We start from the raw sequence: 17,837 nt of genomic DNA, 5'->3' as shown, positions 1-17,837 counted from the left end.
CCAGCATCACCACTGCCTGTCAAGAGGTGGAACGCATGCCCCGGACCAGCTCCGAGCCGTCCTCCGACGAGGTCTATCTGATCGACGGGGCGCGCACCCCGCAGGGCCGCTACGGCGGTGCCCTGGCCTCCGTACGGCCCGACGACCTCGCCGCGCTGGTTGTCGGCGAGGCGGTCCGCCGGGCCGGGATTCCGGCCGACGAGGTGGACGAGGTGATCCTCGGCGCCGCCAACCAGGCCGGCGAGGACAACCGCGACGTGGCCCGGATGGCCGTCCTGCTGGCCGGGCTGCCGCACACCGTGCCCGGCTACACCGTCAACCGGCTCTGCGCTTCGGGACTGACCGCCGTGGCCTCGGCCGCCCAGGCGATACGCGCCGGAGAGGCGGACCTCGTCGTCGCCGGCGGTGTCGAGTCGATGACCCGCGCGCCGTGGGTGATGGCCAAGCCCGGCACCCCGTGGGCCAAGCCGGGGGAGGTGCACGACACCTCGCTCGGCTGGCGCTTCGCCAACCCGCGGTTCGCCGCGCAGGACACCCTGTCCATGGGCGAGACGGCCGAGGAGGTCGCCGCGCTCGACGGCATCACCCGCGCCGACTCCGACGCCTTCGCGCTGCGCAGCCACCAACGGGCCGTCGCGGCACAGGAATTGGGCCACTTCGACCGGGAGATCGTGCCGGTCGCGGCGAAGGACGGGGAAGTCACCCGCGACGAGGGTCCGCGCCCCGGCAGCACGCTGGAGAAGCTCGGCTCCCTGCGCACCGTCTTCCGCGCGGGCGGCATCGTCACCGCCGGTTCCTCCTCACCGCTGTCCGACGGTGCCGCCGCCCTGGTGGTCGCGAGCGGCGCGGCCGTCCGGCGCCACGGGCTCACCCCCAGGGCCCGCATCGTCACCTCCGCCTCGGCCGGAGTGCGGCCCCGCCTCATGGGCCTCGGCCCGGTCCCCGCCGCCGAGAAGGCGCTCGCCCGCGCCGGATGGGGGACCGGCGACCTGGACGCCGTAGAACTGAACGAGGCCTTCGCCGCCCAGGCCCTCGCGGTCACCCGCCGCCTCAAGCTCGACGAGGACAAGGTCAACGCCGACGGCGGCGCCATCGCGCTCGGCCATCCCCTCGGCTGCTCCGGCGCCCGCATCCTGCTCACGCTGCTCGGCCGACTGGAGCGCGAGGACGGCCGCCGGGGGCTGGCCACGCTGTGCGTCGGCGTCGGCCAGGGTGTCGCGATGCTCGTGGAGCGGGTGTGAACGCCCCCGGGGAGTACGAGACCCTCCTCGTAGAAGAGCGCGCGGACCGGGTCGTCGTCACCCTGCACCGACCCGACGCCGGCAACGCCATCAGCGGGCTGATGATCCGCGAACTGCACGCCGTCTGCGAGCAGTTGGAGCGGGATCCGAAGCTGCTGCTGCTCACCGGTCACGGCGGGGTCTTCGCGGGCGGCGCCGACATCGCGGAGCTGCTGGCACGCGGTCGGGACGAGGCGCTCCAAGGCATCAACAGTCGGCTCTTCGAGCGGGTACGCCGGCTGCCCATGCCGACCCTCGCCGCCGTGGACGGCTGGGCGCTGGGCGGCGGCGCGGAGCTGTCGTACGCCTGTGATCTGAGGATCGCCGGTCCGGACGCCGTCTTCGGGAACCCGGAGCCCGGCCTAGGGATCCTCGCCGCGGCCGGTGCCTGCTGGCGGCTGCCCGAGTTGGTCGGAGAGTCAGTGGCCAAACAGGTGCTGCTCGCCGGACGGAACCTCGACGCGGCGGCGGCGCTGGCCGCCGGCCTTGTCATCGACGTCGTACCGGCGGAGAAGCTGCTGGACGAGGCGCACGCGCTGCTCGACCGGATGGCCCGGTCCTCGGCCACCGCACTGCGGCTCACCAAGCTCGTGGTCGACTCGCCGGGCGCGCATCCGGTCGCCGACGACCTTGCGCAAGCCGTGCTCTTCGAGGGGCAGGACAAGAGGGACCGGATGACACTCTTCTTGAACAAGAGGGGCCCGGAGAAGAGGAGTAGCCGCGCATGAGCCCAACACCCCGTTCCGCGCCCGCAGTTGTGGGAGTCATCGGCGGTGGCCGGATGGGCGCCGGTATCGCGCAGTCCTTCGCCGCCGCCGGGTCGTCCGTGACCGTCGTGGAGAGCGGTGCGCAGGCCTCGGCCGCCGCGCTGGACCGGGTCGCGACCGGACTGAAGCGGGCCGCCGAACGCGGTCTGCTCGGCGAGCCCGCCGAGCAGGTTCTTGCTCGGGTCGCCATGGCGGACTCCGTCGACCGTCTGCCCGCCGACGCCGACCTGGTCGTCGAGGCCGTCCCCGAGGACGCCGGGCTCAAGGCGCGGGTGATCGCCGCGGCCGAGCGGGCGGTGGGCGCGACGACCGTGCTTGCCACCAACACCAGCTCCCTGTCGGTCACCGAACTCGCCGCCGCGCTCACCCGGCCCGGCCGCTTCCTGGGCATGCACTTCTTCAACCCGGTGCCCGCGTCGGCGCTCGTCGAGATCGTCGTCGCGCCCGGCACGGAGGCCGCCACCGTCGGTGCCGCCCTGGGGTGGACGCACGCTCTGGGCAAGAAGGACGTGACCGTCAAGGACTCGCCCGGCTTCGCCAGCAGCCGCCTGGGGCTGGCGCTCGGCCTGGAGGCGATCCGCATGGTCGAGGAGGGCGTCGCCGAGCCGGAGGCGATCGACGACGCGATGAGCCTGGGCTACAAGCACCCCATGGGGCCGCTGCGGCTGACCGACCTGGTCGGCCTCGACGTACGGCTGGCCATCGCCGAATACCTGCACTCCGCCCTTGGCGAGCGCTTCGCCCCGCCGCGGCTGCTGCGCGACAAGGTCGCGCGCGGTGAACTGGGCCGCAAGACGGGACAGGGGTTCTACGCGTGGGAGTGAGCGTGGGCAGGCCGATGGCGTTTCGCGGGCCGCTGACCAGCCATTCACCCGGCAGGTCTTGCCTCACCGGGGGAAACCCTTCACACTGGGAACCGAACGAATGGTCGGTAGGGGAGTTGAGGTGTCGATGACGAGCACAGGCACGGAGGCGTCAGCCGCCGACCGGGACGAGACGCGGTTCGAGGAGCAGTTCGACGCCACGATCGCGAAGGACCAGCGGATCGAGCCCCGCGACTGGATGCCCGACGGCTACCGCAAGACCCTGATCCGGCAGATCGCGCAGCACGCGCACTCCGAGATCATCGGGATGCAGCCGGAGGGCGACTGGATCACCCGCGCGCCGTCTCTGCGCCGCAAGGCGATCCTCTTCGCGAAGGTGCAGGACGAGGCCGGGCACGGGCTGTATCTCTACTCGGCCGCCGAGACCCTGGGCGCGGACCGCGCCGAGCTGACCGAGGCGCTGATCGAGGGCCGGCAGAAGTACTCGTCGATCTTCAACTACCCGACACCGACCTTCGCCGACGTCGGCGTGATCGGCTGGTTCGTGGACGGCGCGGCCATCTGCAACCAGGTGCCGCTGTGCCGCTGCTCGTACGGGCCGTACGCGCGGGCCATGGTCCGGGTATGCAAGGAGGAGTCCTTCCACCAGCGCCAGGGCTTCGAGCTGCTGCTCACGATGATGCGCGGCACGGACGCGCAGCGGGCCATGGTGCAGGACGCGGTGGACCGTTGGTGGTGGCCGTCGCTGATGATGTTCGGCCCGCCCGACGACGACTCGCCCAACTCGGCACGCTCCATGGCCTGGAAGATCAAGCGGTACAGCAACGACGAACTGCGCCAGCGCTTCGTCGACATGACCGTCCCGCAGGCCGCGAAGCTCGGAGTCGCCCTGCCCGACCCGGAGTTGAGGTGGAACGAGGAGCGCGGCCACCACGACTTCGGCACCCCCGACTGGTCCGAGTTGCAGCGCGTGATCAAGGGCGACGGACCGCGCAACGCCGAGCGGGTCTCCCGCCGCCGGGCCGCCCACGAGGAGGGCGCCTGGGTCCGGGAGGCGGCCACCGCCCACGCGGCCAAGCAGGCCGCCCGTACGAAGAAGACCGAAGGAGCGGCGGCATGACGCAGGACTGGCCCCTGTACGAGGTGTTCGTGCGTGGCAAGCGCGGCCTGAACCACGTTCACGTCGGCTCGCTGCACGCCGCCGACGACGCGATGGCCCTCACCCACGCCCGCGACCTCTACACGCGGCGCAACGAGGGCGTGTCCATCTGGGTCGTGCGCTCGGAGCACATCGCCGCCTCGACCCGCGACGAGAAGGACCCGTTCTTCGCGCCGAGCGCCGACAAGGTCTACCGCCACCCCACGTTCTACGACATCCCCGACGACGTCCCCCACATCTAGGAGCAGGGAATGAGTGACGACCACGTCTATCTGTCCCTGGCCGAGGGGCACGACGACAGCGATGCCCGCTGGGCCTTCGGCACCGGCTTCGAGGACCCGCTGCACGGTGTCGACCAGAGCGTGCCGGAGGGGACGGACACCGCTCAACTGGCCGCCTTCTGCCTGGCACTTGGTGACGACGCGCTCGTCAGCGCGCAGCGGCTGGCCCAATGGTGCACCGCCGCCCCCGAGTTGGAGGAGGAGGTCGCGCTGGCCAACATCGGGCTCGACCTGCTCGGCCAGACCCGTCTGCTCTACGCGCGTGCCGGCCAGGTCGACGGCACCGGACGCGGCGAGGACGCGTACGCCTACTTCCGAGACGCCGACGCCTTCCGCAACGTACGGCTGGCCGAACTCCCCAACGGGGACTTCGCGTTCTCCATCACCCGCCTGCTGGTGCTGTCCTCCTGGCGGCTGGCCCTCTTCGAGCGACTCGCCGTCACCACACCGGACCCGGTGCTCGCCGCCGTCGCCGCCAAGGGTGTCAAGGAGCTGGCGTACCACCGCCAGTACGCCGCCGAATGGGCCGTCCGGCTCGGCGACGGCACCGAGGAGTCGCAGCGGAGGATGCGGGACGCGCTGGCAGCCGTCGCGCCCTACGTGGACGAACTCTTCGCGGGCGAGGGGGAGTTGAAGGTCGAGGTGCTGGCCGTGCTCCGCCAGGTCACCGACGCCGCCGGGCTCGCCTGGCCCGAGGCGGCACCGGTCCCCGGACACGGCCGCGACGGCGACCACACCGAACACCTCGCCCCGCTGCTCACCGAACTCCAGAGCGTGGCCCGCGCCCACCCGGAGGCGACATGGTGACCACCCTGCCCGACGCGCGGCGCGCAAGGCACATCGCCGCGCAGGTGCCCGACCCCGAGATGCCCATGCTCACGCTGGCCGACCTCGGCGTACTGCGGGACGTCGAGGTGCGCGAGGACGGGACGGTCGTCGCGAGCCTCACGCCGACCTACTCCGGCTGCCCGGCCATGGCCGAGATGCGCGCCGAGGTGGCCGCGCGGCTCACGGACGCCGGGTACGCGCGCGTGGAGATCCGTACGGTCCTCACCCCGCCCTGGAGCAGCGACTGGATCACCCCGGCCGGCCGCGCCAAGCTCGCCGAACACGGCATCGCTCCGCCGGGCCCAGCCCCTCGCGGTCCGCTGGTGCTCACGCTGTCGCCGACCCGCCGTACGGTGGCCTGCCCCCGCTGCGGGGCGACGGACACCGAGGAGACCTCGCACTTCGCCGCGACCTCCTGCAAAGCCCTGTGGCGGTGCCGCGCCTGCCGCGAGCCGTTCGAGTACGTCAAGGAGATCTGATGGCGAGCCCCCAACTCCCCTTCGCGGAAAGGACGGTGGACCAGTGACCGCCCCGGCCCCCACCACCCCCGCCCGCCCGGCGCGCCGCCGCCCGGCCTTCCATGCCCTGCGGGTCGCCGCCGTCGAGCCGCTGTGCGAGGACGCCGCCGCGATCAGCTTCGACATTCCCGAGCAGCTGGCCGAGGAGTTCGCGTACCGGCCCGGCCAGTCGCTCACCCTCCGCCGCGAGGTCGAGGGACGTGACGAGCGCCGCTCGTACTCCATCTGCTCACCGGCGGGAGCGCGCCCGCGCATCGGCGTACGGGTCGTCCCCGGCGGCCTGTTCTCCTCCTGGCTGGTCGACGAGGTGCGCCCCGGAGACACCGTCGAGGTGATGGCCCCCACCGGCGCCTTCACCCCCGACCTCACCCGCCCCGGCCACCACGTCCTGATCGCCGCCGGCTCGGGCATCACCCCGATGCTGTCCATCGCGGAATCCGTCCTCGCCGCCGACACCCGCTCCCGCGTCACGCTCTTCTACGGCAACCGGCGCTCCGACACGGTGATGTTCGCCGACGACCTCGCCGACCTGAAGGACCTGCACCCCGGCCGGTTCCAGCTCGCGCACATCCTCTCCCGCGAGCCGCGCGAGGCGGAGATCCTCTCCGGGCGCCTCGACGCCGAACGGCTCACCACGCTCGTCGGCGCGCTCGTGGACGTGGAGACCGCGGACGACTGGTGGCTGTGCGGCCCGCACGGCATGGTCCGCGACGCTCAGCAGGTGCTGTCGGGACTCGGCGTTCCCGCCGAACGCGTCCACCAGGAGCTGTTCTACGCCGACGACGAGCCCGTACGGACCAACGAACACATCGACAAGGTCTACGACGGACCCGTCAGCCAGGTGAGTGTCACGCTCGACGGTCGTACCACCAACTCGGCGCTGCCCAAGGACAGTTCGATCCTCGACGGCGCCCAGAAGACCCGGCCCGATCTGCCCTTCGCGTGCAAGGGCGGCGTCTGCGGCACCTGCCGGGCGCTGGTCACCGACGGCACGGCGGACATGCGGCGCAACTACGCCCTCGAACCCGCCGAGGTCGACGCGGGTTACGTCCTCACGTGCCAGACCTTCCCGGTGTCCGACACCCTCGCCGTCGACTACGACAGCTGAAGCGGGCCGGGAGGGATCCCGGCCCGCTCTTGGTTCAGTTACCGACGGTCAGCCGAGCAGCTTGGCCGCCAGGGTCGCGGCGTTGTACGAACCCCAGCCGGTGGTGAAGTCCCAGCCGCTGGCGGCGGAGTAGGCGCCGTTGCTGCCGCTGGTGATGTCGTGGAAGCCGGTGCCCTTCGCCGTGTAGAGCGCGGGGTTGGCGAAGCCGAGGTTGGCCTTGCCGGCCGCCGCGGCCTGCTGGTTGTAGAGCGCGCCGAAGGCCGCCCACTCGGGCGCGGCGGCGCTGGTGCCGCCGACCGAGCCCCAGCTGCCCTGCGAGTAGATCGAGACACCGGGGCTCGGGTTCGCGAGCGCCGACACGTCGGGCACCTGGCGGTATCCGCCGCCCGCGGTCTTCTGCACCGCGGTCTGCCAGCTCGGGATCTTGAAGACGGAGGACTTGCCGCCGCCACCGCCCGACCAGGCCGTCTCCTTGCTCCACGCGTTGGCGGAAGTGACGGTCAGCGTGGTGCCGCCGACGCCCGTGACGTACGAGTCGCTGGCCGGGAAGTCGACGGTGGTGGTGCCGTCGCCCGCGTCGTCGGAGCCGTCGTCGCCGGAGGCCGCGTAGAAGCCGAGGCCCTCGGCCGCGCCCGCCTTGAAGACGGCGTCCACGGCGTTGATGTTGGAGGTGGTGCGCTGGCTCTCGGAGGCACCCCAGCTGATCGAGGTGGTCGGGATGCCGCTGTCGACGATGGCCTGGTAGGTGTCGACCTCACCGGCGTCGGAGTTGGGGCCCTCGAAGACGGTGACGTTCGCCTTCGGCGCGATCGCGTGCAGGACCTCGATGTCCAGCTCGACCTCGACCTGGCCGTCACCGAGCGCGCCGGAGCCGCCGTCGACCTTCGACACGGTCGGAGTGGGGGAGCCGAGGCTGTAGTTGGTGTCGTACTTGGTGATGTTGGACTGCTGGAAGCCGTCGAACTCCAGCAGCGCGATCTTCTGCCCGCTGCCCGTGTACGTGCTGGAGACGTTGTAGCCGCCCTTGATCTGGGCCGGGGTGTAGCCGCCGCCGGGGCCGTTGTGCGGGTTGACCTTGGCGGACCCCTCGTGGTGCAGCTGGGCGCGGTTGTTGAGGCCGGTGACGTCGCTGACGAGGCCCGCGATGCCGGTCGGCAGGGTCGGCGCGGTCTCGTTGGCGTAGAACGCGCGGCCCGACCTGGCGTCCTTCCACGTCGACAGCTTGGTGCCGAACGCCTTCTCCAGCTGGGCGGCGGTGCCGCTGGCGTCGACCAGCAGGTTCCCCGAGTGGACCTTGCCCACGGTCAGACCCTGGGCCCGCAGGAAGTCCTTGACCTGCCTCACCTCGGCGTCGGTCCGGCCGAACCGGGCCGCGAACTGGGCCTTCGTCAGATAGTGGCCGTACGAACTCGACCGCGGATTGCTGACGTTGGCCACGAACGTGTCCAGCGCCTTGTCGTTTCTGGGCGTCAGGCTGATCGCCACCGATATGCGCTTGCCGGCGGCGACGGCGCCGGTACGGGACGCGTCGTGGTTCAGGCCCTTGAGGACATCTCCCGCCACGGCGGCGCGAGTTGCGTGCGGCTGGACGGCGGCGTAGGCGCTGGGGACGGCGGCGGCGAGCAGGGCCGGTACGGCGACGAGGCCGACCAGCTTCAGACGTGACGTCACGGAAGTCCTCCGAGGAGTGGGGGGTTGCTGTCCCGGAAGCGGAACGGGTTTCACCGTAGGAACAGCAACCCCACCCGCATAAGCGGGGGAACCCTTGCGTCACGTGTTAACTGCGGGTGTCACATGAACCGCGGATGACAGGTCAGCGGCGGGTGTCGAGGGTGCGGGGAGTCCGCAGCCGGCCCGGCTGACTGATCGTCACCGCCTGTGCGCCGGACTGCTGTTGGTCGTCGTCGCCGATGCTCACGGTGGCCGCCCCGGACGCGATGACGGCGACCGCCATGGCATGGGCGAGCGCGGTGCGCGAGCGGACGCCGACCTTGCGGTAGACCCGCGACAGGGTGCCCTCGACCGTCTTGACGCTGATGAACAGCTCGGCGGCCACCTCCCTGTTGGTGGCCCCGCCGCCGACCAGTTCGGCCACCCGCGCTTCTGTGGGGGTGAGTTCGGGGTGCCCTTCGCCGTCCCGGTCGCCCGCCTCCAGCCGGGCCAGTTCCTCGCCCGCCCGTGCCGCCAGCGGAGCGGCTCCGACACGGGTCGCGGTATCCAGCGCCTCGCCGAGCGCGGTGCGGGCCGCGTTGCGGTGGCGGGCCCTGCGCTCGACCGCGCCGAGCGAGATGAGCGTGCGTACCAGCTCTACGGGCAACGGGAGCTGACGCAGCCGCTCCACGGCGGCGCGCAGCCGTACCGCCCCCTCCTTCGCCCGGCCGAGCCCCGCCTCGCGCAGGCCCTCCGCCCGCTCCAGGGCCGCCAGTACGCTGCCGGGCGCGTCGCCGGACACGCGTGCGCGGGCCTCGTCGAGCACCGCCCCGGCCGCGTCGGTCTCGCCCAGCACGACCAGGGCCTCGGCCAGGTCGCTGTACCAGTGCAGCAGAGGCGGGTCGGCGGCCGACATGGCCTCGCCGAGTTCCTTGACGCGCTGGAGTGCCTCGACCGCCGCGGCGGCCCCGCGCGGATCACCGGTCAGCAACTCGGCCTGTCCCAGCACCGCGAGGGCCCGCAGCAGGAACAGCCGGTCACCGTCCGCCTCCGAGGCCCGCACCGCCTGTCCGGCCAACTCCCGTGCCTCGTCCGCACTTCCGCCAGCGGTCGCCGCGAGCGCCGCCGCGTACAGCGCCGGAGCCGCCTGTACGCCGGTCTCGGCAACGGCCTGGGTGCAGCGGGCGGCGGTGCGCAGCGCCTCCCGGCAGTGCCCGGCCCGTACTTGGATGCGGGTCAGCGCGACCAGGGTCGCCATGACCTCCTCGACCCCGGCGAACTCCCCTATTTCCGCGAGGAGTTCGGTGACCCGCCGCTGGGCCTCGGTGACCTTGTCGGAGTCCAGGGCGAGGATCGCCCGCATCCGGATCAGCCCCCAGCTCTCCGGCCCCGCGTCGGCGCCGCCGACCAGCGCGAGCGCCTCCGCCAACGCGGCGTCGGCGGCGACCGGTTCACCGCCCAGCGAGCGCACCCGGGCCAGGGTCGCGAGCGCCCCGATCCGGGTGTCGGTGTCACCGGCCACGGCGGCTTGGCGGGCGGCGCGCCGGGCATGCCGGGCGGCGTCCGCCAACTCCCCGCACAGCAGGCCCCGTACCGCCGCCCAGTGGTGCAGCCACGCCTCCGCCTCCGGGTCGCCGGCCGCGTCCCGCAGCCCTTCCTCGATCAGCGCGTGCGTACCGTGCAGGGCCTGACCGGCGTTGCGCAGCAGGACCAGCCGCGCCCGCACCCGCTGCCGGGTCGAGCCCGAACCGGCGAGGACGGTCTCGGCCGCCTGTCCCGCCTCCTCCAACTGCCCCGCGTCACAGGCGTATTCGGCCGCCGCCAGCAGCCGGTCGGCTTGCTCGGCCGGGCGGTCGCCCGGGGTGCGCAGGGCCGCGAGCCCGGCGAGTTCGAAGGCCGCGTCGGGGTCGCCGTCGCGGCGGGCGTGTTCGGCGGCGGCCAGCAGGGTGCGGGCGGTGGTCTCGTCCTCGTAAGGGCGGGCGAGCGCGAGATGCCGGGCCCGCTCCACGGGGTCGGCGACCGCGTCGGCCAGGAGCGTGTGCGCCTGGCGGCGGCCGTACTCGGGAGCGTCGGCGTAGACGGCGGCCCGGAGCAGCGGATGCCGGAAACGCACGGTCCCGTGGGAGTCGGCCGTCGCGACACCGAGCCGTTCGGTCTCCGCCAGGTCCGCGGCCGGATCGTCGAACCCGGCGGCGCGCAGCAGCGTGAGAGTCGGGCGGGCGGCGGCGCTCATGACGAGGAGCGTGTGCCGCGTGCTCTCCGGCAGGGTGTGCACCCGCTCCAGCAGCAGGGTGCGCAGCCGGTGCGGCACGGGCAGCGTCCGGCCGAGGCCGACGGCGGTCGCGTCGAGCGGGGCAGCCCGCCCCAACTCCAGGGCGTACCAAGGGTTTCCGGCCGCCGTGTCCTGGACGGCCCGCAGCACCGCCGGCGGCAGGTCGGCGGGCAGCAGCCGCGCCACCTCGTCGTCCGTCAGCGGTGGCACGGGCAGTTCGACGGTGCCGGGCGGGCAGCAGCGCGGCCGTTCGGGCTGCCCGCCGTCCGCCACCCGCTCGGCTGCCACCACCCTCACGTCGAGGCCCTCGACACGGCGTACGACGAAGGCGAGCACCTCGACGGTCTGTTCGTCGAGCCACTGGAGGCCGTCGAGGACCAGCAGCACCGGGCCGGTGGCGGCGAGGACGCGCAGCACGTCGAGAACGGCGACACGGACGGCGAGCCGTCCACGGTCACCGGCCGGTACCTCGCCGCGCAACAGGGCGGCCCGCAGGGCCGATTGGGGTTCGGGCGCCAGGGCGTCGAGGCAGCTCTCCGGCACCCGTGCGAAGAGATCGACAAGACCGGCGAACGGCAGCCGGGCGTCCTCCTCGGCGGGCGAGCAGTGCAACACCGTTCCGGACGGCCGGACATGGGCGTCCGAGGACGCCACCAGGGCGGCCACCAGCACGGACTTGCCGATCCCCGCCGGACCGTGCAGCAGCACTCCCTGACGTTCCGTCAACTCGGTGCGGGCGGTGCCGATCAGCTCGCGGTGCCCGGTCAACGACCGCACTTCCGCGCCACGGCGGGGCGGGCGGGGCGATGTGTGCGGCGGATCTCCGGGCAGTTCAGCATGTGTTCATGACAACCGTTGCGGAATCGCCTTGTCAATGACGATCGGAAGCGGCGGACGAGTCCTCTCCGGGGATTGGCGCATGATCTGCATTTCTTGTGCCTGTGATGGCGTGTTTCCTGCGAATGGGTCCCACAAATACGCATGAAGCACCTGATCGCTCGTACAACAGCCTGGTCGACGGAGTACCGAGAAGGAGCGGAGAGAACGATGACTGATCACGGAGCCGATCTGGTGATCCGGGCCGGGGCGATCCACACACTGGTGCCCGGCCAGGCCCCGCAGCGGGCGCTGGCCGTGCGCGGCGACCGCATCACGGCCCTCTCGCCCGATCCCGGCGGACTCGACCACCTGCTGCGCCCGCACACCACCCTGCACGACCTGCCAGGCGCCACCGTGCTGCCGGCGCTCGACGACACCCACACCCACCTGATCTACGCGGCGCTCGGCGCGCACGACGTCCCGGTCCACGAGGCCCGCGACATCCCCGAGTTCCTGGAGTTGATCCGGGAGCAGGCGAAGCGGACTCCTGAGGGGGAGTGGATCCGTACCACCACCAACTGGCAGGAGCTGAACCTGGCCGAGCGGCGCATGCCCACCGCCGCCGAACTCGACACGGCCACCGAGCGCCATCCGGTCCTGGTCAAGCGCGGTGGCCACAATGACGTCGTCAACAGCTACGCGCTGCGCCTGGCTGGCATCACCGAGAACACTCCGGTACCGCCGGGCGGTGTCATCGGCCGCGACGCCGACGGCCGGCTCGACGGGCGGCTGATCGACAACGCCCTGGGTCTGGTGGAGCGCCTGGTCCCGGCCCAGGACCGGGCCGAGCGGATTGGCGGGCTGCGGCTGGCCACCGCCCAGTACGCCGCCACCGGCATTGGCGCCGTCCGCGACTGCGCGGTGGGCCTGGAGGACTACGCCGTGCTGCTGGCCGCCCGTGAGGCGGGGGCGCTCGGCATCCGAGTGCGCGCCCTGATCTCCGCGCTCGGCATGACCGGCGCGGCCCAGGTGGAGGACCTGCTCGACGCCATGGAGAAGTGGCGCGACGACTCCGACCCGTGGCTGCGGGTGTGGGGCGTGAAGTTCGGGCTCGACGGCGGCCTGGAGGCCGGGGCGACCGAGGAGCCGTACGCCTGTGACCACGCCTTCTCCGGGACACTGATCTGGGAGCCCGACCGCCTGGTCGAGGCCGTCGAGGCCGTGGTCCGGCGCGGTTGGCGGGTCGGCACCCACGCCTACGGCGACCGCGCGGTCCGCACCCTCCTGGACGTCTACGAGCGGGTCCTGGCCCGCAACCCCGGTCTGCCCGCCGGGGCGCTCGTCATGGAGCACGGCGGTCTCGCCGGGTCCGAACAGCGCGCCCGCGCCGTGGAGTTGGGCATCCCCGTCACCATCCAGCAGCCGCTGCTGCACGACACCGCCGAGGTCGAGGAGGGCTTCTGGGGCCCGGAGCGCGTCGCCCGCCTCTTCCCCGCCCGCGGCTGGATCGACCTCGGCGCCCAGGTGAGCGCCGGATCGGACTTCCCCGTCGGCCAGTTCGGCGCCATGCGGTCGGTCTACGGCATGATCACCCGCCAGACCGTCATGGGCCCCAAGGGCCCCGAGCACGCCATCACCTACGACGAGGCCCTCACCCTGCACACGGCCAACGCGGCGCTGCTCATGGGCGACCAGAACCTGCGCGGCACGCTCAGCCCGGGCCGCCTCGCGGACCTCACCGTCTGGGAGCAGGACCCCGCCCGCTGCCCGAGCGACGCCCTGCGCGACCTGAACCCGCTGCACACGTTCGTGGGCGGCGGTCTCGTCACCCGGCCGGCATCGTCCTGATCGCCGCGATGTCGAACTGGAGCCGTACCTTCTCGCTCACCATCGCACCGCCCTCGGCCAGCCGGGAGTTGTAGGTCAGGCCCCAGTCGGAACGGTCGATGGTGGTGGTGCCGTCGAAACCGACCCGTTCCACGCCGAACGGGTCGGTGACATGTCCGATGTAGGTGAGTTCCAGGACGACGGGACGGGTGGTGTCCTTGATGGTGAGGTCACCGAGCATGCGGTAGACATCGTTGCCAGACATCTGCACCGCGGTACTGGCGAAACGCATCCGCGGATGGGTCGCGGAGTCCAGGAAGTCCCGGCCGACCAAGTGGGCGTCGCGCTGTTCCACGCCGGTGTCGACACTGCCCGTGGACACCACGATCTCCGCCCGCGAACGGGCCGGGTTGCGGCCGTCGAAGTAGAGCCGGCTTTTGTATTCGGCGAACGACCCGCGCACGGTCGTCACCATGGCGTGCCGGACGGAGAAACCGATCCGGCTGTGCGCGGGGTCGATCATCCACTCTCCGGTCAGCGCCGCCAGGGCGGGATCGGGCAGGCCGGAGGGGGTGAACGCCGGTGGGGCGGCGGGGCGTTGCGGAACTGTGGGGGATGCCGGGCGGCGGAGGGGCGCAGCACGGTTGAACAGGTTCATGCTTCACGTAGTTACTGCACAGGTGATATCGCCGCAACCCTCCATGGCGAATCGACAGCAGCGCGAATCGGCACTGACACGGTTAAATACCGCCACCTCGCCGGCCGTTCCACATTTCCCACACATATTCGCCACCCGAAAAACGACGACCGTCAATTCGACGCGTCGTTCCACACGCGCTCAACGCACTGTTCAGCGCATCGGGAAACCGAACGAATAGCCCTGCTGCTTCAGCCACGGCAGGATCTCGCGCAGCGCGGCCACGGTCTCGGAGCGGTCGCCGCCGGCGTCGTGGAACAGGATGGTCGGCCCGTTGGGCAGTTCGCTCTTGACGGTGGTGACGATGGCGCCGGTGCCGGGGAGTTCGAAGTCCTTGGAGTCGACGTTCCACCCCAGCGGGCGCATGCCCTGCGCCGCGGCGAGATGACGGCTGTACGGCGTGAACGCGCCGCCCGGCGCCCGGTAGTACAGCGGCCGTACGCCCCCGGAGGCCTTGGTGATCATGGCGGCGGCGTTCAGGATCTCCTGCTTCTGGTAGGACTCGGACTTCTTGTCCATGGTGGTGTCGTGCGACACCGAGTGGTCGCACAGCCTGTGCCCGGCCGCCACCACCGCCTTGACCAGGTCCGGGTGGGCCTCGGCCATCGGGCCGACCATGCAGAAGGTGGCCTTCACCCCGTACTCCTTGAGCACCTGGAGCACCTGCGGGGTCCAGGTCGGGTCCGGCCCGTCGTCGATGGTGATGTTGACGCCCCGCGCGCCCTTGTCGGAGGCGTGCACGATCTCCGCGGACACGGCCGCCACCCGGGCCGACGCCGAACTGGAGGCACCGGGACGCGCGTTGGCGCCCCGCTGTGCGTCGACCACACCGGCCTGCGCGGTCCACACGGAGGTGGCCGCCGCCACCGCCGTCACCCCGACCGCCGCCGCGAGTACCCGGCCGTACCAACCCCGCCCGCCATGACGTGCCATGTCCGCCCTGTTCCCTGTCCTGTTGTCTGCTTCCGTGCATTCGTCAGGACGGTATAAACGAGCGAAGGGATCCCGCTGTTACGGATTGCGGACAATTTTCCGGGAGTTCGAGGTCGACGGAGGGCGATCACGGTCGGCGCAGGGCGAGTCGGCCGCGGAAGTTCTCCGGCACCGGGGCGAAGCGCAGCGCCATCGTGAGGTCCTCGGGGCGGTCGACGCTCAGGTGGTACCGGGTGCACAACAGATGGCACAGGCCCATGAGTTGGACGGTGCCGATGTTCGCGCCGACGCACTTCTTGGGCGCCCAGCCGAACGGCACGTAGCAGGTGCGGTCCGCCGGTCCGTGCGGCGCGCCCGGCAGGAAGCGGTCCGGGTCGAAGACGTCCGGCTGCTTCCACACCCGCTCGTCCCGGTGGATCAGATGCGGGCTCAGCAGATACCAGTCGCCGGGCTCCAGCCGGGTCTTTCCGAAGTCGAAGGGGACCTGGTTCCGCCGGACCAGCAGCAACGGCGGGCTCCACAGACGCAGCACCTCCTTCACGAACCGGTGCGTCACCGGGGCCGCGTGCGTCGGTGCCGTGCGGAACTCCACCGGGTCCACGGCGCACAGTTCCTCGGTGAGCCGCCGCTGCCACTCGGGGTTGCGCACGAACTCGTACAGCAGACTCGCCGCCGCGGTGCCCGGCGGCCCGCCGATCGCGGTCAGGACGGCGGTCACCACGTCCAGCGCACGGTCCATGCCCATGCGGGGCAGCAGATCGACGAAGGGATCGGCCAGGTCCGGCTCACGTTTCCGTTTCCCGTGCGCGCGCTGCCGCAGCACCCGGCGCACGACCAGACCGGACCGCAGCTGTACGACGACGAACTTCAGATGGTGCCAAGTGCCGCCCGGATCGGGCGAGATGAGCCGCAGCAGCTTCATCTCCAGGTCCCGGCGGACCAGATCGGCCTCCCCGGAGGTGAGCCCCGTCAGCGCGACCGGCAGCATGGACCGCAGTGCCACGTCCTGGGTCAGCATCACCAGGTCGACGTCGTCACCGAGCCGCTCGTCGAGGATCCGCTGCATGCGGTCGATCAGATCGCCGTGGTGCTCCGCCGTGGCCAGCGTGTGCAGCTGGGTGAGCCACGCCGAACGGACCTCGCTCCACCGCACCTCGGGGCTGTGCCGCCGCCGCACCATGTCGATCAGCCGGTCGTGCATGACGAACCGGCGCCAGTTCGTGGCACTGACCCGGCGCGCCGCCTCCGGCTCGAACACACCGAGCCGGATGTCGTCGACCCAGAAGATCCCGTCCTCGTTCGCGCTGCGCATCCGCATGAAACGCAGGAAGTCCTCGGGGTGTTGCGGGGTGGTCATCGGATACGTCCCCCTCGTGGGGCGCGGGGCGCCGGTCTGCGGCGGCGTCCCGCGCCGGGCCGGTCAGATGTGGTGGTACAGGTACCAGAAGTACTCGTACTGGCCTCGGATGTTGAGGACGGACTTCGCCTTGAGATACAGGGCGCGCATGCGCGTTCACCTCCTTCCGGGACAGCCGGTGCGGTCGCTCAGCACCGCGGTGAAACGCGGTGGAGCGAGCGCCGGGCCCACCTGGGGACCGGCGCCGTCGTGGGTGACCGACAGCCACCGGTCACGGGTGATGATGCCGACGAGGTCTTCGAGGAGCCGCATGGTGACGGTCGCCCCGGCGCAGGTGTGCGGCCCGTGACCGAACGGGAGATACGCCCCGTCCGGCACGGGCGCCGCCCAGCGTTCCGGTACGAACTCGTCCGGCCGCTCCCAGTACCCGGGATGCCGGTGTACCAGATAGGTGCAGACGGCCAGTTGGTCACGCGGGCCGACCTCCGTGCCGCCGAGTTCCTGCACATGGCTCGGTGTCCGCGCGAACAGCCAGGCCACCGGCCACAGCCGCAGCGCCTCCCGGACCGTCCAACTCGGCTCCATGGCAAGGCGGTCGGGATGGGTCCCGAGGAGATGGACCGCCCACCCGAGAGCGAAGCCGACCGAGCCGACGGCGGCGAACAGGAAGGAGAGATAGACCTCGGCGAGGTCCTTCGGGTCCGACCCGGGCTCGCTCTCCCGCACCACCACGTCGAGGAGATCGCGTGGCTCCTGAAGGCTGCAGAACTCCCGTTGCCGGGCCCGTATTTCGGCGTGCAGCACGCTCAGCGCGCGCCGCCGGAAGAGCAGCCGCGACGGCGGCGAGTGCCGGCGCCGCGCGCCCGCCAGGACCGCCCGGTGGACGATCTGTCCGACGGTGGCGCGGAGTTGGGGCGAGGCGTCCCGGTGCAGCAGGACGTCCCGCAGATGCCGGAACACGAGCAGGTTCCCCGCGTCCGGCCAGACGCTGCTGGGGACGAGGTGTTCGGCGACCAGAGCGGGCAACTCCGGCCGCCGCGCGTCCAGATGACGGCGGATCAGGGCGCGGCCCGCCCGGCCGATCCGGATCTGGGCCGCACGGGGGCCGAAGTCGCCGTGCCGGGTGCGGTAGAAGTCGGCCGCCTCGGCGACGGCACCGTCCCGGTTGCCGAGCACCGCCCGGGCCGGCTCCGGACCCGCCACGCACACCGTGCCCGCGGCCGAGCGCCACACGTCGTGGACGCCGTCGAACTCCGCCGTCAGCAGGGCGAGGGGGTCGCGGACGCGGGGGCCGGTGCCGCGGGGAGTGCGGGCGGGCTCACCGTGCCCCTGACGCGTCGTGGACGACTCCATGGTGCCCTCCTTGCAGAACGCGGAAGCGCGGCACACCAGGTGCGGTACGTGCGACGCCCGACCGACGCAACCAGCCTGCTGACCGCCCCGCGCCCTGTCGCGTGCCGTGCCGTTGAGCGGAACGGCGGGGCGTCCCCCGCTCCACCGCCCTCTCCTCTTGACGC

The 17,837-nt window shown here is 72.0% G+C and carries 15 protein-coding genes; 9 read left to right on the top strand and 6 right to left on the bottom strand.

From position 1 onward, the window contains the following. Nucleotides 1–35: 35 nt before the first annotated feature. From ACQHII_RS05020 to paaE, 8 genes are all read left to right on the top strand, one after another. Nucleotides 36–1,241 (top strand): thiolase family protein, encoded by a 1,206-nt coding sequence (locus ACQHII_RS05020; protein WP_427918060.1) that lies wholly within the window; start codon nt 36–38, stop codon nt 1,239–1,241. Continuing rightward, entirely contained in the window at nt 1,238–2,008 is a 771-nt protein-coding gene (locus ACQHII_RS05015; protein WP_427918059.1) for an enoyl-CoA hydratase/isomerase family protein, read from the top strand. Before ACQHII_RS05020 ends, ACQHII_RS05015 begins: the two co-directional genes overlap by 4 nt. Beyond that, nucleotides 2,005–2,871, top strand: coding sequence for a 3-hydroxyacyl-CoA dehydrogenase family protein (locus ACQHII_RS05010; RefSeq protein ID WP_427918058.1), 867 nt, complete (start codon nt 2,005–2,007; stop codon nt 2,869–2,871). Before ACQHII_RS05015 ends, ACQHII_RS05010 begins: the two co-directional genes overlap by 4 nt. Before the next feature lie 127 nt (nt 2,872–2,998). Continuing rightward, on the top strand, nt 2,999–3,991 hold the full coding sequence (paaA, locus tag ACQHII_RS05005; RefSeq protein WP_427918057.1) for a 1,2-phenylacetyl-CoA epoxidase subunit PaaA: 993 nt from the start codon (nt 2,999–3,001) through the stop codon (nt 3,989–3,991). Beyond that, on the top strand, nt 3,988–4,272 hold the full coding sequence (gene paaB / locus ACQHII_RS05000) for a 1,2-phenylacetyl-CoA epoxidase subunit PaaB (RefSeq protein ID WP_019075091.1): 285 nt from the start codon (nt 3,988–3,990) through the stop codon (nt 4,270–4,272). The genes paaA and paaB overlap by 4 nt, the downstream gene beginning before the upstream one ends. A gap of 9 nt (nt 4,273–4,281) precedes the next feature. Next, on the top strand, nt 4,282–5,118 hold the full coding sequence (gene paaC / locus ACQHII_RS04995) for a 1,2-phenylacetyl-CoA epoxidase subunit PaaC (protein WP_427918056.1): 837 nt from the start codon (nt 4,282–4,284) through the stop codon (nt 5,116–5,118). After that, nucleotides 5,112–5,618 (top strand): 1,2-phenylacetyl-CoA epoxidase subunit PaaD, encoded by a 507-nt coding sequence (gene paaD, locus ACQHII_RS04990; RefSeq protein WP_427918055.1) that lies wholly within the window; start codon nt 5,112–5,114, stop codon nt 5,616–5,618. The genes paaC and paaD overlap by 7 nt, the downstream gene beginning before the upstream one ends. 43 nt (nt 5,619–5,661) lie before the next feature. Beyond that, entirely contained in the window at nt 5,662–6,765 is a 1,104-nt protein-coding gene (gene paaE, locus ACQHII_RS04985) for a 1,2-phenylacetyl-CoA epoxidase subunit PaaE (RefSeq protein WP_427918054.1), read from the top strand. A gap of 48 nt (nt 6,766–6,813) precedes the next feature. Here the strand turns inward: paaE and ACQHII_RS04980 are convergent, their stop codons facing one another. Together ACQHII_RS04980 and ACQHII_RS04975 are read right to left on the bottom strand one after the other, a co-directional pair. Further along, nucleotides 6,814–8,436: a S53 family peptidase gene (locus ACQHII_RS04980; RefSeq protein WP_427918053.1), complete on the bottom strand. Its 1,623-nt coding sequence runs from the start codon at nt 8,434–8,436 to the stop codon at nt 6,814–6,816. A gap of 142 nt (nt 8,437–8,578) precedes the next feature. Next, the gene (locus ACQHII_RS04975; protein WP_427918052.1) at nt 8,579–11,464 is read right to left on the bottom strand and encodes a helix-turn-helix transcriptional regulator; all 2,886 of its coding nucleotides are present in this window, start codon (nt 11,462–11,464) and stop codon (nt 8,579–8,581) included. A gap of 270 nt (nt 11,465–11,734) precedes the next feature. Here ACQHII_RS04975 and ACQHII_RS04970 point away from each other — a divergent pair, with 270 nt between their 5' ends. Further along, nucleotides 11,735–13,354 (top strand): amidohydrolase, encoded by a 1,620-nt coding sequence (locus ACQHII_RS04970; RefSeq protein ID WP_427918051.1) that lies wholly within the window; start codon nt 11,735–11,737, stop codon nt 13,352–13,354. On the opposite strand, the gene ACQHII_RS04965 is transcribed toward ACQHII_RS04970, so the two are convergent. The 4 genes from ACQHII_RS04965 to ACQHII_RS04950 all read right to left on the bottom strand — a co-directional run bounded on the left by ACQHII_RS04965 (nt 13,332) and on the right by ACQHII_RS04950 (nt 17,673). Beyond that, nucleotides 13,332–13,991 carry a YceI family protein gene (locus ACQHII_RS04965; RefSeq protein ID WP_427918050.1) on the bottom strand — a complete coding sequence of 220 codons (660 nt, stop codon included), beginning with the start codon at nt 13,989–13,991 and terminating at the stop codon, nt 13,332–13,334. The two genes, ACQHII_RS04970 and ACQHII_RS04965, sit on opposite strands and share 23 nt — an antisense overlap. 192 nt (nt 13,992–14,183) lie before the next feature. Continuing rightward, nucleotides 14,184–14,963: a polysaccharide deacetylase family protein gene (locus tag ACQHII_RS04960; protein ID WP_427918049.1), complete on the bottom strand. Its 780-nt coding sequence runs from the start codon at nt 14,961–14,963 to the stop codon at nt 14,184–14,186. Nucleotides 14,964–15,090: 127 nt separating this feature from the next. Beyond that, entirely contained in the window at nt 15,091–16,320 is a 1,230-nt protein-coding gene (locus tag ACQHII_RS04955) for a cytochrome P450 (RefSeq protein ID WP_427918048.1), read from the bottom strand. A gap of 156 nt (nt 16,321–16,476) precedes the next feature. Further along, nucleotides 16,477–17,673 (bottom strand): cytochrome P450, encoded by a 1,197-nt coding sequence (locus tag ACQHII_RS04950; RefSeq protein WP_427918047.1) that lies wholly within the window; start codon nt 17,671–17,673, stop codon nt 16,477–16,479. Between the last annotated feature and the right edge of the window lie 164 nt (nt 17,674–17,837).

It is taken from the genome of Streptomyces sp. cg40 (genome assembly GCF_050320165.1).
Classification (GTDB): domain Bacteria; phylum Actinomycetota; class Actinomycetes; order Streptomycetales; family Streptomycetaceae; genus Streptomyces; species Streptomyces hokutonensis.
This window is presented reverse-complemented; position numbering and strand designations above follow the sequence as displayed.

Excerpts from the sequence above, each read along its gene's own strand:
- ACQHII_RS05020 (WP_427918060.1), top strand. The coding sequence starts at position 36 with ATGCCCCGGACCAGCTCCGAGCCGTCCTCCGACGAGGTCTATCTGATC.
- ACQHII_RS05010 (WP_427918058.1), top strand. The coding sequence starts at position 2,005 with ATGAGCCCAACACCCCGTTCCGCGCCCGCAGTTGTGGGAGTCATCGGC.
- paaA (WP_427918057.1), top strand. The coding sequence starts at position 2,999 with ATGACGAGCACAGGCACGGAGGCGTCAGCCGCCGACCGGGACGAGACG.
- paaB (WP_019075091.1), top strand. The coding sequence starts at position 3,988 with ATGACGCAGGACTGGCCCCTGTACGAGGTGTTCGTGCGTGGCAAGCGC.
- paaC (WP_427918056.1), top strand. The coding sequence starts at position 4,282 with ATGAGTGACGACCACGTCTATCTGTCCCTGGCCGAGGGGCACGACGAC.
- paaD (WP_427918055.1), top strand. The coding sequence starts at position 5,112 with ATGGTGACCACCCTGCCCGACGCGCGGCGCGCAAGGCACATCGCCGCG.
- ACQHII_RS04970 (WP_427918051.1), top strand. The coding sequence starts at position 11,735 with ATGACTGATCACGGAGCCGATCTGGTGATCCGGGCCGGGGCGATCCAC.
- ACQHII_RS04965 (WP_427918050.1), bottom strand. The coding sequence starts at position 13,991 with ATGAACCTGTTCAACCGTGCTGCGCCCCTCCGCCGCCCGGCATCCCCC.
- ACQHII_RS04960 (WP_427918049.1), bottom strand. The coding sequence starts at position 14,963 with ATGGCACGTCATGGCGGGCGGGGTTGGTACGGCCGGGTACTCGCGGCG.
- ACQHII_RS04955 (WP_427918048.1), bottom strand. The coding sequence starts at position 16,320 with ATGACCACCCCGCAACACCCCGAGGACTTCCTGCGTTTCATGCGGATG.
- ACQHII_RS04950 (WP_427918047.1), bottom strand. The coding sequence starts at position 17,673 with ATGGAGTCGTCCACGACGCGTCAGGGGCACGGTGAGCCCGCCCGCACT.